Source organism: Xanthomonas sp. GPE 39 (assembly GCF_000963005.1).
GTDB lineage: Bacteria > Pseudomonadota > Gammaproteobacteria > Xanthomonadales > Xanthomonadaceae > Xanthomonas_A.
In genome coordinates this window covers 2,065,815-2,080,972 of record NZ_JZHZ01000007.1, presented here as the reverse complement: position 1 = coordinate 2,080,972, position 15,158 = coordinate 2,065,815, and the positions used below count along the sequence as shown (strand labels likewise).

Annotated in this window: 12 protein-coding genes; 11 read left to right on the top strand and 1 reads right to left on the bottom strand. The window is 65.3% G+C overall.

All coding sequences use genetic code 11. The features are described from left to right. Positions 1-6: 6 nt before the first annotated feature. Positions 7-714, bottom strand: coding sequence for an AraC family transcriptional regulator (locus tag XALGPE39_RS08745; protein WP_045727854.1), 708 nt, complete (start codon positions 712-714; stop codon positions 7-9). A 172-nt stretch (positions 715-886) separates the two neighbouring features. Between XALGPE39_RS08745 and XALGPE39_RS08740 the strand changes: the two genes are divergently transcribed. From XALGPE39_RS08740 to XALGPE39_RS08690, 11 genes are all read left to right on the top strand, one after another. Further along, on the top strand, positions 887-1,828 hold the full coding sequence (locus tag XALGPE39_RS08740) for a 4-hydroxyproline epimerase (protein ID WP_045727853.1): 942 nt from the start codon (positions 887-889) through the stop codon (positions 1,826-1,828). Then, positions 1,825-2,925: an FAD-dependent oxidoreductase gene (locus tag XALGPE39_RS08735; RefSeq protein ID WP_045727852.1), complete on the top strand. Its 1,101-nt coding sequence runs from the start codon at positions 1,825-1,827 to the stop codon at positions 2,923-2,925. Before XALGPE39_RS08740 ends, XALGPE39_RS08735 begins: the two co-directional genes overlap by 4 nt. Beyond that, positions 2,922-3,170, top strand: a complete 249-nt coding sequence (locus XALGPE39_RS08730) for a 2Fe-2S iron-sulfur cluster-binding protein (protein WP_045727851.1) — start codon at positions 2,922-2,924, stop codon at positions 3,168-3,170. Before XALGPE39_RS08735 ends, XALGPE39_RS08730 begins: the two co-directional genes overlap by 4 nt. Further along, complete coding sequence (locus XALGPE39_RS08725; protein ID WP_045727850.1) at positions 3,163-4,527, top strand: FAD/NAD(P)-binding oxidoreductase; 1,365 nt, start codon at positions 3,163-3,165, stop codon at positions 4,525-4,527. Before XALGPE39_RS08730 ends, XALGPE39_RS08725 begins: the two co-directional genes overlap by 8 nt. Next, positions 4,524-5,429 (top strand): dihydrodipicolinate synthase family protein, encoded by a 906-nt coding sequence (locus XALGPE39_RS08720; protein ID WP_045727849.1) that lies wholly within the window; start codon positions 4,524-4,526, stop codon positions 5,427-5,429. The genes XALGPE39_RS08725 and XALGPE39_RS08720 overlap by 4 nt, the downstream gene beginning before the upstream one ends. Before the next feature lies 1 nt (position 5,430). Further along, on the top strand, positions 5,431-7,023 hold the full coding sequence (locus XALGPE39_RS08715; RefSeq protein WP_045727848.1) for an aldehyde dehydrogenase family protein: 1,593 nt from the start codon (positions 5,431-5,433) through the stop codon (positions 7,021-7,023). Next, a complete protein-coding gene (locus XALGPE39_RS08710) occupies positions 7,020-8,228 on the top strand; it encodes a Xaa-Pro peptidase family protein (protein ID WP_045727847.1) in 1,209 nt (402 codons plus the stop codon). The genes XALGPE39_RS08715 and XALGPE39_RS08710 overlap by 4 nt, the downstream gene beginning before the upstream one ends. A 210-nt stretch (positions 8,229-8,438) precedes the next feature. Then, complete coding sequence (locus XALGPE39_RS08705; protein WP_235429885.1) at positions 8,439-10,196, top strand: DUF885 family protein; 1,758 nt, start codon at positions 8,439-8,441, stop codon at positions 10,194-10,196. A gap of 116 nt (positions 10,197-10,312) precedes the next feature. Continuing rightward, a complete protein-coding gene (locus XALGPE39_RS08700) occupies positions 10,313-11,884 on the top strand; it encodes an APC family permease (RefSeq protein WP_045727845.1) in 1,572 nt (523 codons plus the stop codon). A 94-nt stretch (positions 11,885-11,978) separates the two neighbouring features. Next, positions 11,979-14,315 carry a S9 family peptidase gene (locus tag XALGPE39_RS08695; protein ID WP_045727844.1) on the top strand — a complete coding sequence of 779 codons (2,337 nt, stop codon included), beginning with the start codon at positions 11,979-11,981 and terminating at the stop codon, positions 14,313-14,315. 420 nt (positions 14,316-14,735) lie between these two features. Further along, positions 14,736-15,044, top strand: a complete 309-nt coding sequence (locus tag XALGPE39_RS08690) for a flagellar basal body protein (protein ID WP_045727843.1) — start codon at positions 14,736-14,738, stop codon at positions 15,042-15,044. The last annotated feature ends 114 nt before the right edge of the window (positions 15,045-15,158 follow it).

The following is a 15,158-nucleotide window of genomic DNA, read 5'->3' as shown; positions in this document are numbered from 1 at the left end:
AGGCTTCTACAGTTTGCCTTTCATCGCGCGGTAGTCGCGCGGGGTCATGCCGACGGTGGCCTTGAACTGGCGGGCGAAGGCGCTCTGATCGGCGAAGCCGCACAACTGGCCGATACTGGCGATGCTGTTGTCGCCGTGCAACAGGCGCATCGCCGCTTCGATGCGCATCTTGGTCAGCAGTTGTTGCGGGGTCAGTTGGAACACGCGGCGGAAGTGTCGCTCCAATTGCGCCACCGACAGTTCCGCCATGTCGGCGAGCATTTGCACGCGCAGGTTATCGCCGTAGTGCGTCTGCATGTGTTCCATGGCGCGGCTGATGCGTTCGTAGGCCGAGTGCCGGTTGTCCGGTTGGCCCAGGTCGCGAGAAATGCCGACCACGCCGATTACGTCTTCGTTCTCGCACAGCGGGCGTTTGAAGGTCAGGCACCAGCCAGGAGTGCGGTTGGGGAACAGATGCACTTCCAACTGGTTCTCGATCATCTCCCCGCACAGGACGCGTCGGTCCTGCATCAGGTAACTGCCGCCCAGCGGCAGCGGGAACAGTTCCGCGGCGGATTTGCCGATCAAGTCGCTGCGGGACTTCTTACCCAGGCGCCGCACCAGGGTCAGGTTGACGTGGGTGTAGCGGCCGTTGCAGTCCTTGACGAAGAACACCACGTCCGGCAACGCGTCGAACAGTGTCTGCATTTCCAATGCTGAAATCGAAGTCTCCATGGGGCATCACCAGCGGTTGTGAGCGATTGCGCGGACATGCCGCAGCATGGCCTCGGGGTAGCGATGCTAGCCTAAGTTGGGATGATGAGCGCGTTTGCGTTGTGCGAATTTCCGCATTGGCCATAGGCAAACGCTGCTAGCCGATTCTGGCCCCGAATGTGAGCATAAATCCATGTATACGCTTGATGTCATCGACTCGCACAGTGGCGGCGAACCGACCCGTGTCGTCGTCGCCGGCTTTCCCGATCTAGGCGCTGGCACGCTGGCGCAGCGGCGTGGCGTGTTCCGCGACCGTTTCGATCGCTGGCGCAGCGCCATTGCCTGCGAGCCGCGTGGTTCGGACACGATGGTCGGCGCGCTGCTGCTGCCGCCGCTGGATCCTGCCGCCTGCGCGGCAGTGATCTTCTTCAACAACGTCGGCTATCTTGGCATGTGCGGCCACGGCACCATCGGTTTGGTGCGGACCTTGGCCGACCTGGGCCGGTTGGCGCCGGGCGCGCACCGCATCGAGACCCCGGTGGGGACGGTGGGCGTGGCCTTGCACGAGGATGGTCGGGTTTCGGTGGACAACGTGGAGAGCTACCGCTATGCCGCTGGCGTCCAAGTGCAGGTGCCGGAGTATGGTGCCGTGCGTGGGGATGTCGCCTGGGGCGGCAATTGGTTCTTCATCACCGAGCAGACACCGTGTGCGTTGGAGCTGCGCAACCAGCGTGCGTTGACCGCTTACACCGAAGCGATCCGGTTGGCGCTGGACACGGCGGGCATCCGTGGCGCCGAACAGGGCGAGATCGACCACATCGAAATCAACGGGCCAGCGCCGGACGCCAGTGCTGATGCGCGCAATTTCGTGCTGTGCCCCGGTCTGGCCTACGACCGCTCGCCATGCGGTACCGGCACCAGCGCCAAGCTGGCGTGCCTGGCGGCCGACGGCAAGCTGGCACCGGGCCAGGTTTGGCGCCAGCAGGGCATTCTGGGCAGCGTGTTCGAAGGCAGTTACACGGCTGGCGAGCGTGGCGTGCTGCCGCGCATCACTGGACAGGCTTACATCACCTCGCGGGCGCAGTTGTTGATCGAGCCGCAGGACCCATTCGCCTGGGGTATCGACGCCGGATGAGCGGTTTCGACCTGATCGTCGTCGGTGCCGGTATCGTCGGTGCGGCCTGCGCCGACGCGGCGGCGGCCGCCGGATTGCGGGTGGCGATCATCGAGTCGGGCAGCATCGGTGGCGGTTCCACCGCTGCGGCGATGGGGCATTTGGTCGCGATGGACGAGGATCCGGCGGAGCTGGCGCTGTCGGCGTATTCATTGCGGTTATGGGAAGAATTCGCGCCGCTGCCGGAGGCCGAATTCAGCCGTTGCGGCACGCTGTGGGTGGCGCGCGAGGCGCGCGAACTCGATGCGATTCCGGCCAAGATCCAACGTTTGGCCGCGGCCGGCGTACACGCCGAGGCGGTCGATGCGCAGCACCTTTACCAACTGGAGCCGGCGTTGGTGCCGGGTCTGGCGGGGGGCATGCGTGTGGCTGCCGAGGCCGTGGTGTATCCGCCGCGCATGGCGCGTTATCTGGTGGATCGCGCCTGCAGCGCGGGTGCGCAGCTGTATGCCGGACGCCGCGCGCTGGCCTTGGCCGACGTCGGGCTGCGCCTGGACGATGGCACCGCGCTGCACGGCCCCGTCTTGGTCGCTACCGGCTGCGCACTGCCGGAACTGTTGCCGGAGTTGCCGATGCGTGCGCGCAAGGGGCAATTGGTCATCACGGATCGTTATCCAGGTTTCGTTGCGCACCAGTTGCTGGAATTGGGCTATGCCGATAGCGCGCACGGCAGTGACGGCAGCAGTGTGGCGTTCAACGTGCAGCCGCGCCCGACCGGGCAATTGCTGATCGGTTCCTCGCGTGAATTCGACGCGCGCGACCGCGCCGTATCGATGCCGATGTTGCAACGCATGCTGGAGCGTGCGTTCGGATTTTTGCCCGGATTACGGCAATTGCAGGCGATCCGCGTGTGGACCGGGTTGCGTCCGGCCACGCCGGATGGTCGCCCGTACTTGGGGGCCGTGCCGCAACGTCGCGACGTGTGGGTCGCGGCGGGGCACGAAGGGCTGGGCGTGACCACTGCGCTGGGCAGTGCGCGGCTGTTGCTGGACCTGCTGCTACAGCGGCGTCCGGCGCTGGATCCGGCTCCGTTCGCGCCAGCGCGGGCGTTGGCATGAGCGCGTCGATGCTGCGCCTGCAAGTCGATGGTCAGCCGGTAAACGTCGCTGACGGCAGTAGCGTGGCTGCCGCAGTGGCGCAGGTGGCCACGCATTTTCGTCGTTCGCGCAGCGGCCAGCCGCGCGCACCGCTGTGCGGCATGGGGATATGCGGCGAATGCCGGGTGCGTATCGACCGCGTCAGTCAGGTGCGCGCCTGTATCACTCCGGCGCGCGATGGCATGCAGGTGTGGACCGATGGCTGAACCGCGCGCGCACTACGACGTGTTGGTCGCTGGCGCTGGTCCGGCTGGGTTGGCGGCGGCGCTGGCGGCAGCCAGCCATGGGCGCCGCGTGGCCTTGGTCGATCTGCAGGCGCGGGCCGGCGGACAGATCTGGCGCCACGATGTCACCCACGCGCCGCCACGTCTGGCCGCGCGCGCGTTGGCGCAGTTGGCGGCCAGTGCGGTCACGTTCCTGCCGCAGACCCAACTGGTGATGACGCAGGACCGGCAGGTGCTGCTCGACGGTCCGGAGGGCGCGCGCTGGTTGGGATACGACGCGCTGGTGCTCGCTACCGGCGCACGCGAATTGTTACTGCCGTTCCCCGGTTGGACCTTGCCCGGCGTCACCGGTGCGGGCGGCGCGCAGGCGCTGGCCAAGCAGGGCTGGCCGTTGGCCGGCCGTCGTGTCGTGGTTGCGGGGAGTGGACCGCTGTTGCTGGCCTCGGCGGCGACGCTGCGCCGCCATGGCGCGCAGTTGCTGGGCATTATCGAGCAGGCGCCGCTGCGCGCGCTGGCCGGCTTTGCCGCGCAATTGCCGCTGCGCTGGCCGGACAAGGCGTTGCAGGCACTGGCGCTGCGCGCGCAGTTGGCAAGGGTCGGTTACCACGCCGGTAGCGTGGTGGTGGCCGCGCACGGCGAGGGTCGCGTGCAGTCGGTGGAGATCGAAGGGCCGCGTGGTCGCCGCCAGATCGATTGCGATCATCTGGCCGTGGGCTATGGCCTGGTGCCCAACGTCGAATTGGCGCAACTGCTCGGTTGCCGTCTTGCACGCAGCGGCGCGCATCCGTGCGTGGCGGTGGATACGCAACTGCGCACCACGGTCGATGGCGTCTTCGCCGCCGGCGAAGCCCTGGGTATCGGTGGGCGCGACTGCGCACGCGTGGAGGGGGCAATCGCCGGGCATATGGCGGCGGGTCAGCCCGCGGCGGCGCAGGCGTTGCAGCCGCGCCGCATGCGCGCGCGCGCGTTCGCCACGCTGCTGCAGAAGCAGTTCGCGCTGGATCCGCGGATCCACGCGCTGGCCGCGCCGGATACCCTGGTGTGCCGCTGCGAGGACGTGCCCTTGTCGGCGCTGTGCGGTCATGCCGATCTGCGCGACGCCAAGCTGGTCTCGCGTTGCGGCATGGGTGCCTGTCAGGGGCGCATCTGCGGCAGTGCGCTGACCGAGCTGGGGCTGACGCCGCGTAGCGACGACTTCTCCGACGACGGCCGCCGGCCGCCGCTGTTTCCGGTGCGATTGGACGCGTTGGCCCATCCTGTGCCCGTGTCCGACCCCGTTTCCGCCGCGTGTTCGCACACGGCATCCTTTCGCAACTCTCCACAAGGTGTACTTCCATGAGTAAGGCTTCCTTCTGGCACGGCGTGCTGCCGGCCATCACCACCCCATTCAATGCCGATGGCAGCATCGACCATGCGTTCCTGGCCAAGCATGCGCAGGTGATGATCGACGCCGGTTGCAGCGCGATCGTGCCGCTCGGCTCGCTCGGCGAAGCGGCCACGCTGAGCTTCGACGACAAGCTGGCGATTTTGAAGACGCTGGTGCAAGCCGTGGCGGGGCGTATTCCGGTGGTGCCAGGCATCGCCGCGTTGTCCACCGATGAAGCCGTGCGTCTGGTGCAGGCGGCCAAGCAGCTCGGCTGCGGTGGCGCGATGGTGCTGCCGCCTTACGTGTACTCCACCGACTGGCGCGAAATGGGCGCGCACGTGCGTGCGGTGATTGCCGCGACCGATCTGCCGGTGATCCTGTACAACAATCCGGTGGCCTACAAGACCGACTTCACTGCGGCGCAGATCGCCGAGCTGGCCGCCGAGTTCCCGCATCTGGAAGCAGTGAAGGAGTCCTCCGGTGATGTGCGTCGTTTCGCCGCATTGGGCGAATTGCTAGGCGACCGTCTGGTGCTGCTGGTGGGCATGGACGATGCCATCGTCGAAGGCGTGAGCATGGGCGCCAAGGGCTGGATCGCCGGCCTGGTCAACGCCTATCCGAAGGAATCGGTGAAGCTGTTCGAGCTGGCCCGCGACGGCGGCTACCCGGCGGCCAAGGCGCTGTACGATTGGTTCCTGCCGCTGCTACGCCTGGATACCGTGCCCAAGTTCGTGCAGTTGATCAAGCTAGTGCAGGAGAAGGTCGGTCTCGGCAGCGAGCGCGTGCGTGCGCCGCGCCTGATCCTGGAAGGCGCTGAGCGCGAAGCGGCGCTCAAGGTGATCGATCACGCCATCGCTACCCACCCTGGAGACTGAGATGAGCATCCAACCGCTGTTGCTCGCTGGCCATTGGCAGCCTTCGCTGGAAGAGCGTGGTCGTTTCCGCGCCGAGAACCCACGCGATGGCACAGCGTTCGGTCCGGAGTTTCCGGTCAGCGGCGCCGCCGACCTGGAAGCGGCCTTGAGCGCGGCGACGTTGGTTGCCGACGCGCTGGCCGCGGCCGAGCCGGATCGCATCGCGGCCTTCCTGGATGCTTATGCTGCGGCGATCGATGCCGATGGCGAGCACTTGGTCGGGTTGGCGCATGCCGAGACCGGCTTGCCGGTCGAGCCGCGCCTGGCCAAGGTGGAACTGCCGCGTGCCAGCGGCCAGTTGCGTCAGGCCGCGCAGGCGGTCCGCAGCCATAGCTGGACGCAGCCGGTGATCGACACCGCCGCCGGCTTACGTGCGCAACTGGGGGCCTTGCACAAGCCGGTGTTGGTGTTCGGCCCGAACAACTTCCCGTTCGCGTTCAACGCGGTGGCCGGCAGCGATTTTGCTTCGGCCATTGCCGCAGGCAATCCGGTCATCGCCAAAGCGCACCCCTCGCATCCGGCGACCAGTCAGCGCTTGGCGCAGCTTGCGCACCAGGCATTGCTGGATCACGACCTGCCGGCGGCGGCGGTGCAGTTGCTGTATCACTTCGACACAACCTTGGGTCTGGAATTGGCTGGGGATGCGCGCTTGGGTGCGATCGGTTTCACCGGTAGTCGCGCCGGTGGTCTGGCGCTGAAGGCCGCAGCCGACCGTGCCGGCGTGCCGGCTTATGTCGAACTGTCCAGTGTCAATCCGGTGTTCCTGCTGCCTGGCGCGTTGGCCGAGCGCGGCGCGGCGCTGGCGCAGGAGTTCTTCGCCTCGTGCACCATGGGCAGCGGTCAGTTCTGTACCAACCCGGGCATCGTGGTGGTGCCGGAAGGCGATGCGGGCGATGCTTTCGTCGCCGCGGCGATCACGCACTTTGCCGCCGCTGCGCCAGCGCTGCTGTTCTCGCGTGGGGTGTTGGAGCACCTGCAGCGCAGCGTGGCGACGCTGCGTAACGCGGGTGCCGCCCTGCTGGTGGGTGGCGAGGCACCGACGACACCTGGGTACCGGTATGCGCCCACTTTGCTGCACGTGTCGGCCGAGGAGTTTCTGCAACAGCCCGAGGCCTTGCAGACCGAAGCGTTCGGGCCGGTCAGTCTGATCGTGCGCAGCACTGGGTTGGCGCAGCTGACCACGTTGGCGCGCAGCTTCGAAGGCAATCTCACCGGCACCTTGTATCGCGGCGCCGACGGTAGCGACGATCTGGCTTGCACCGCGCTGATTGCGGCATTGCGGCCGCGTGTCGGGCGTTTGATCTGCAACAAGATGCCCACTGGCGTGGCGGTGAGTCCGGCGATGAATCATGGTGGCCCGTATCCGAGCACTGGCCACTCGGGCTTTACTGCGGTTGGCATGCCGGCAGCGATTCGCCGTTTCGCCGCGTTGCACAGCTACGATGGTGTGCCCGACGACATGCTGCCGGTCGTGTTGCGCGACCGCAATCCTGGTGGCGTGCAGCGCTTGATCGACGGCTATTGGAGTGTGTCCGACGTGGAGCGCAGTGCATGAGTGATGCGGCGCAGATCGGTGGCTTAAGCCTGGATGCGGCGCACGCGCAGCTTGCACCGTGCTCACGCCGTGCGCCACCGATCCAGGAGCAGGAATACCGTCAGCGTCTGGCCGATGCGCGCGCCTTGATGCGCGCACACGGCGTGGATGCGTTGTTGATCGGTGCCGGCGCATCGCTGCGCTATTTCACTGGTGTGCCGTGGGGTGCGAGCGAGCGCTTGGTGGCGATGCTGCTTACCGCCACGGGCGATCCTTTGTTGATCTGTCCGGCGTTCGAGGAAGGATCGTTGGATGCGGTGCTGTCCCTGCCTGTACGCAAATGCTTGTGGGAGGAACACGAGGATCCGCACGCACGGGTCGCCGAGGCGCTGGCGCAATGCAACGCGCAGACGCTGGCGTTGGATCCAGGCATTGCGTTCGCCGTGCATACCGGCTTGTCGGTGGTGCTGGGGACGGTCGCGATCCGCGACGCGGCGCCAATCGTTGATGGCTGCCGCATGCGCAAGTCGGCGGCGGAGTTGGCGTTGATGCAGCAGGCGTGCGACATGACCTTGCAGGTGCAACGTCTGGCCGCAGGGTTGATCCACGAAGGCATCACCACGGCGGAACTGACCCGTTTCATCGACCAGGCGCACCGCGCGCTCGGTGCCGATAACGGGTCTACGTTCTGCATCGTGCAGTTCGGCCATGCCACCGCGTATCCGCATGGTATTCCGGGCGTGCAGGCGTTGCGTGCCGGTGAGTTGGTGTTGATCGATACCGGTTGCACTGTGCAGGGCTATCACTCCGATATCACCCGCACCTATATCTTCGGCGAACCCAGCGAAAAACAGCGGCATATCTGGCAATTGGAGCATGCCGCGCAGGCAGCGGCGTTCGCTGCCGTGCGTCCCGGCGTGGCCTGCGCCGCCGTAGACGCGGCTGCGCGCGAGGTGCTGGAGCGTGCCGGCCTCGGCCCGGATTACCGCTTGCCGGGACTGCCGCATCGCACGGGTCATGGCTGCGGCATGAGCATCCACGAGGCGCCATACCTGGTGCGCGGCAACGCGTTGGCACTGGCGCCGGGGATGTGCTGTAGCAACGAGCCGATGATCGTGGTGCCGGGCGAATTCGGTGTGCGTCTGGAGGATCACTTCTATGTGACCGACACTGGCGCGCAGTGGTTCACGCCGCCGTCGCCGGCGATCGACCGCCCGTTCGCCTGATGCGGGTGCGATGTGCAGCATGTGCCAACGCCGGCCCATGCTGCACATCTGGGTGAAGCTTCCTTCTTTTACTGCACACTGGTGTTTCCTGGCCGTCGCTGGTATGGCCGATCCGTCTGCTCCATCGGAGAAATCGCAATGCGTCTGAGTCCCCCATTTCGCGCGGCATTGTCGTTGGCGCTGGTCTGTCCTGTGATCTTCCACAGCGGCATGGCCGTGGCGGCAACTCAGGCGGCGGCGACGCCGGCCAAGCAGGCAAGTGCGCGCTTCAAGGCGCTGTATCAGCGCGAGTGGGCGTGGCGGCAGGAGCAATTCGCTGGTGCCGACGACGAAAACGGCAAGGCCGCTCCCGCCGACCATCTGCCGAAGGTGGACCTGGCGACGCAGAATCAGCGCACCGCCTACTGGCAACAGGTGTTGCAAGAATTGGACGCGATCAAGCCAGCGGACCTGTCGGCGCAGGAACAGGTCGATTACCAGGTGTATCGCGAGCAGATTGTGGTCCTGCTCAATCAGCAGCGCTTCCATACCTGGGAGATGCCGTTCAACAGCGATAGTTCGTTCTGGAGCGATCTCGGTTTCAGTGCGCGCTCCACCATGCATACGCGCGAGGATTACCAGCGTTATTTGAAGATCCTCGCCGACATTCCGCGTTATTTCGACGATCAAATCGTCAACATGCGCGCCGGTCTGGCGCGTGGCTTCAGCCAGCCGCAAGTGACGCTGACCGGGCGCGATCAATCCATCGCCGACGTGGCGCAGGCTGCTGGCCAAGCCAATCCGTTCTACGCCCCATTCAAGCAGATGCCGGCCAGCATTCCGGCGCAGGTGCAGGCGCAATTGCGCCAGCAGGCGTTGGAGACCATCGCCCACAGCGTGGTGCCGGCGTATGCCGGGCTGCTGCATTTCATGCGCGAGGAATATCAGCCCAAGGCGCGCACCACACTGGCCGCCGAGTCCCTGCCGGATGGTGTGGCGTACTACCGTGCGCAGATCCGCGAGTTCACCACGCTGGATCTGGCGCCGGAGCAGATTCATGACATCGGACTGAAGGAAGTCGCCAAGCTGCGCAAGCAGATGGACCAGACCATCGCCGCCAGCGGCTTCGTCGCCCCGGCCGGGCAAGCGACGTTCCCGGCCTTTTTGCACTACCTGCGCACCGATCCCAAGTTCTACGCCAAGACACCGGAGGAACTGCTCAAGGATGCAGCGTGGATCGCTAAGCGCGTGGATGCCAAGATTGGCGATTACATCGGTCGGTTGCCGCGGCAGCGTTTCGCAATTGAGCCGGTGCCGCCGGAACTGGCGCCGTTCTATACCGGCGGTCGTGGTGGTCCTGGGATCTATCTGGTCAACACCTATGATCTGCCGTCGCGACCGTTGTACAACCTGACCGCGCTGACTCTGCACGAATCCTCGCCCGGTCACGCGCTGCAGATGCCGCTGGCTGCCGAGCAGCAGGACTTGCCGGACTTCCGGCGTTACAGCTTCATCTCCGCTTACGGCGAGGGCTGGGCGGTGTATTCGGAATACCTGGGGCAGGAGATGGGGATGTACGACACGCCCTACGACCGCTTCGGTTATCTGACCTATCAGATGTGGCGCGCGTGCCGGTTGGTCATCGATACCGGCATTCACCACAAGGGCTGGACTCGCGCGCAGGCGATTGCCTATCTGCGCGATAACACCGCGCTCAGTGAACATGAAATCACCACCGAGGTGGACCGCTATATCGGCTGGCCCGGTCAGGCGTTGTCCTACTATCTTGGCGAATTGAAGATATTGGAGCTGCGGCGCAAGGCCGAGCGCGCGCTGGGCGAGAAATTCGATATCCGTGCTTTCCACGATGCGGTGTTGGAAACCGGCTCGGTGCCGTTGCCGGTACTGGAACAGCGCATCGCGCGTTTCATCGCCGAAGGTGGCAAATCGCCGTGGGCCAGCGCGGTGGATGCGGCACCGACACCGTGATGCCGGCGTCGCTGCGCCTCGCGCTGGCGAACGGCGGTCGCCAGTGCGCTGGCGTGTGCACGGGCGGCGACGCCTCGGTGATTCGCCAATGCAACTGAGATCCAGCGAGGGACACCATGGCGGCACAAGGTAAGTTCCATAAGCGACTGAGCCTCACCGATTTGACCTTCATCGGGCTCGGTTCGATTTTCGGCTCCGGCTGGCTGTTTTCGGCCAGCCATGTCTCGGCAATGGCCGGTCCGGCGGGTATCGTGTCGTGGATCGCTGGCGGTGTGGCGGTTTTGATGCTGGGCCTGGTCTATTGCGAATTGGGTGCGGCCTTGCCGCGCGCCGGTGGCGTGGTGCGTTATCCGGAGTATTCGCATGGCGCCTTGCTCGGCTGGCTGATGGGCTTCATCACCTTGATCGCGTTCTCCAGCCTGATTGCGATCGAAGTGGAAGCGGCGCGGCAGTATGCGGCGGCGTGGTTCCCGTGGCTCAGCCAGGCCGGCAGCACCCATCCCAGCATCGCCGGCTGGTTGCTGCAACTTGCGTTGCTGGTCGCGTTCTTTTTGCTCAATTACTACAGCGTCAAGACCTTCGCCACCGCCAACAATATCGTCAGCGTGTTCAAGTTCCTGGTGCCGGTCTTGGTGATCGTGCTGTTGATGGCGCACTTCGATGCGCGCAACCTGCGCGTGCATGGATTTGCTCCGTTCGGTGCGGCTGGGGTGGAGACGGCGATCTCCGCTGGCGGCATCATCTTCGCTTATCTCGGTTTGACTCCGATCGTCTCGGTGGCCAGCGAGGTGCGCGATCCGCAGCGCAATATCCCCATTGCGTTGATCCTGTCGGTGGCGCTGTCCACCGTCATCTACGTGCTGCTGCAGTTGGCGTTTCTGGGCGGCGTGCCGGCACAGCACTTGGCGCAGGGGTGGGGCGGCATCGACAAGGTGTTCTCGCTGCCTTACCACGATATCGCGTTGGCGTTGGGCATTGGCTGGTTGGCGACGCTGGTGATTTGCGATGCGATGATTTCGCCAAGCGGCACCGGCAACATCTACATGAATGCCACGCCGCGCGTGGTCTATGGCTGGGCGCGCAGCGGCGGTTTCCTGCCGGTGCTGACCCGGGTCGATGCGGCATCTGGCATTCCGCGTCCGGCGTTGTGGCTGAGCCTGGGCTTGTCGGTATTTTGGACCTTGCCGTTTCCGTCGTGGGAAACCTTGATTCAGGTGGTGTCGGCGGCGCTGGTGCTGAGCTACGCGGTGGCACCGGTGACGGTCGCCGCGTTGCGACGCAGCGCGCCGCAGATGCCGCGTCCGTTTCGGTTACGCGGCATGGCGCTACTGGGCCCGTTGTCGTTCATCGTCGCCGCCTTGATCGTGTATTGGTCTACATGGAGCACGCTGTCGTGGTTGCTCGGCTTGCAGATCGGGATGTTCGCGCTGTACGTGCTCTATCGGTTGCCCGACGCCGCTGGTCGCGTGCGCCTGTGGCAACAGGTGCGTGGCGTACTGTGGTTGATCGCGTTCTTTGCGTTGGTGCTGTTGGTGTCGTTTTTTGGCACCTTCGGCGGTACTGGGCAAATCGCGCATCCCTGGGATACGCTCTGCGTGGCGGTGATCGCGCTGGGCTGCTACTACTGGGGCGCGCATACCGGCCTGCCCAGCGAAGCGCTGGCGTTGGAAGAGGACGACGGGGAATAAGCCAGCGGTCTGCATTGCCGCAGCGGCAGATGCTGCCGTATCTGATGCGGTTGCTGCTGCGAGAAACCGCGAATCTGCTGTGGATGGGGAAAGCATGAACAGAGTTGTTGCAACGATCGTAGGTGCTGCGGCGTGTTTCGCCGCCGCCGCCGCCGTCCAGGCTGCGCCCAGTGTCGCTGATTATCAGCGTTCGCTGGGTTTGCGCCAGGCCTGGATCGGCTTGACCGAAAACGTGAGCTGGCCTGCGCAATGGCGCGATGCTGGCGCGTTCTATTACCGCAAGACGGTGCCCGGCGGTTTCGCCTTCGTCGTTGAGGACGTGGTCAGCCAGCGCAAGCAGCCAGCGTTCGATCAAGTGCGCTTGGCGCGCGCGTTGGGTGTCGCGATGGGGACCACGTTTCCGGCGCTGCGCCTGCCATTTGAGCGTTTCGCCTATGTGGCCGAGGGCGATCATGCGCAGGCGGCGATTGCGTTCGAGATCGACGAGACGCCCTGGCGCTGCACCGTGACCACGTATGTCTGCGCGCGTGCCGATCGCGGCCGACAGCCGCGACCACGCGGTTTTGGCGTGGTGCGCGATCTGACCCAGCCAGCGGATAACACGCCACGGCGTTCGCCCGACGGACGCTGGGAGGCTTACGTCGACGGTCATGCGGTGGTGCTGCGCGCGCGCGCCGATGGACGGGTGTGGCGGCTGGCCGAGGATGGCCGTGCCGACGATTTCTACGATCCGGAGACCATCTCCTGGTCGCCGGATTCGCAGCGGTTGGCGTTGTACCGGGTACGCCCAGGCTTTGCGCGTCAGGTGACCCGGGTGGAGGCGGCGCCGCCAGGTGGCGGTCAGCCGCTGGTGCGCACCCAGTTGTATCCCAAACCCGGCGATGCGGTGGATATCGAGCGTCCGGTGTTGTTCGACATCACCGCATTAGCCCACGGCGGCGCGCCCCGGCGCAGCAGCATCGACAATGCGCTGTTCGCCAATCCCTATCAGTTGTCGCCGATCCAGTGGCGTGGCGATAGTGCCAGCTTCGTCTTCGATGCAGTGCAGCGTGGTTTTCAGCACATGCGCGCGATTGCGGTGGATGCCGCCAGTGGCCGCGCGCATGTGGCGGTGAGCGAGGACGCCAAGACCTTCGTCAATGCCGACCGCAGTTTTCGCCACGATGTGGATGGGCTGGGCAAGGAGATCCTGTGGGTGTCCGAGCGCGACGGCTGGCGCCATCTGTATCTGTTCGATGGCGTTACCGGCCAGGTCAAAACGCAGATCACCCACGGCGCGTGGATCGTGCGCGATGTGCTGCGGGTGGACGATGCGCAACGGCGCATCTGGTTCAGTGCCAGCGGTATGGATGCGGGGAAGGATCCCTACGACCGGCAGTTGTTCGCGGTGGATTTCGACGGTGGCCGGCTGACCCGGTTGACCGACGCCGATGCCGACCACGACGTGGCCATCGCCGACGACGGTCGCCATTACGTGGACGTGTATTCGCGTCCGGACATGGCGCCGGTGATGGAGCTGCATGCAATCGATGGCGCGCTGCTGCAAGTGGTCGAACGTGGCGACATCAGCAAGTTGCAGGCCGCTGGCTGGCGCGCGCCGCAGACGTTCGTCGCCAAGGGTCGCGATGGCCGTACCGATATCTGGGGCATGGTGGTGCGCCCGCGCGATTACGATCCGCACAAGAAATACCCGGTGATCGAGAACATCTACGCCGGTCCGCACGATTCCTTCGTGCCCAAGACGTTCTGGCCATTCGGTTATCACTCCGGTGGCGATAAGCAGATCGGTATGCAGGCGCAGGCGGATCTGGGTTTCATTGTGGTGATGATCGACGGCATGGGCACCGCCAACCGATCCAAGGCCTTTCACGATGTGGCCTGGAAGAATCTCGGCGATTCCGGGTTCCCCGACCGCATCGCCTGGCACAAGGCGATGGCCGCGCAAGACCCGTCCTACGATCTGAGCCGCGTCGGCATCTACGGCGCCTCGGCTGGCGGGCAGAGCACGCTTGGCGCACTGGAGCGGCACCCGGACTTCTACAAGGTGGGTGTGGCTTATGCCGGTTGCTACGACAACCGCATGGACAAGATCAGTTGGAACGAGCAGTGGATGGGCTGGCCAGTGGATGCGAGCTACGCGCGTGCCTCGGGCGTGGACAACGCGGCCAAGTTGCGTGGTGATCTATTGCTGATCGTCGGCGAGCAGGACAGCAATGTCGACCCGGCCTCGACCGCGCAGGTGGTGAATGCGCTGATCAAGGCCGGCAAGGACTTCGACTTGCTCAACGTGCCCGGCGGCGAACATTCCGTGGGCCGTTCCACCGGCCCCATCGACTACGTGCAACGGCGTCAGTACGACTTCTTTGTGCGGCATCTGCTGGGCGAGACGACGCCGCACTGGAATAGCCTGGATAGGCAAATTGCGCGATAAGCCGGTCATGTCTGTATCAATGTCAAAGGTGCCGCCCTCTGCTGCGAGGGCGTGATTGCCTGCTCCGGCAACAGGCAATAGCGCGCATGCGATGACGGATGTTTATACATTTTCATTGTGTCCGGTAGCGAACATTCCGTGGGCCATTCCAGCGGTCCTATCGATGATGTGTAGCGCCGCCAGTACGACTTCTTGGTGCGGTATCTGCTGGACGAAGCGACGCTGCGCTGGAATGCGGAGCCGATCGCTCATCAAATGAGCCGCGCGGGCTGCGCTGCCCGCAAGCGCGAGGCTCGAACGCGACGCTGCATGGCGGCCGGAGGACTACGCACTGCGTGCTCACGCGTTTCACCTGCGCGCTCAAGTTGCGCTTGCGGCTGCCGATAGTCTTACAAACTCCCTTCCGCCGGTTGGCATGTCATGACCTCCATCGCCTCGTCGTCTTCGATCGCGCTCTCCGGCATGCGCGCTGCGGCGTCCGGCTTGCAGGTGCGTGCCAACAACATCGCCAATCTCGCCACCGAGGGTTTCCAACGCGCGGTGCCGGTGGATCAGGAGGCGGCCGGCGGTGGCGTCGTCAGTCAGGTGCAGGCGGCGGGCGGGCAGGGCAGCGATATGGTCGATGACATGGTCGGCGGTCTATCCGCGCGCAATGCGTTCCAGGCCAATGCGCGGGTGCTGCGCGCGGCCGACGACAGCCTGGGGCATCTGCTCGACGTCCTCGCCTGAGGCGTTCTGCCGCGCCATCGCGCCGGTGCCGCGTTGTGACAGCGCGGTGAGGTTGCGGAAGGCTTGTGGCTATGCGGTTTTCCGCATCGATCCTCGGCACAGCGCGCAAGACGC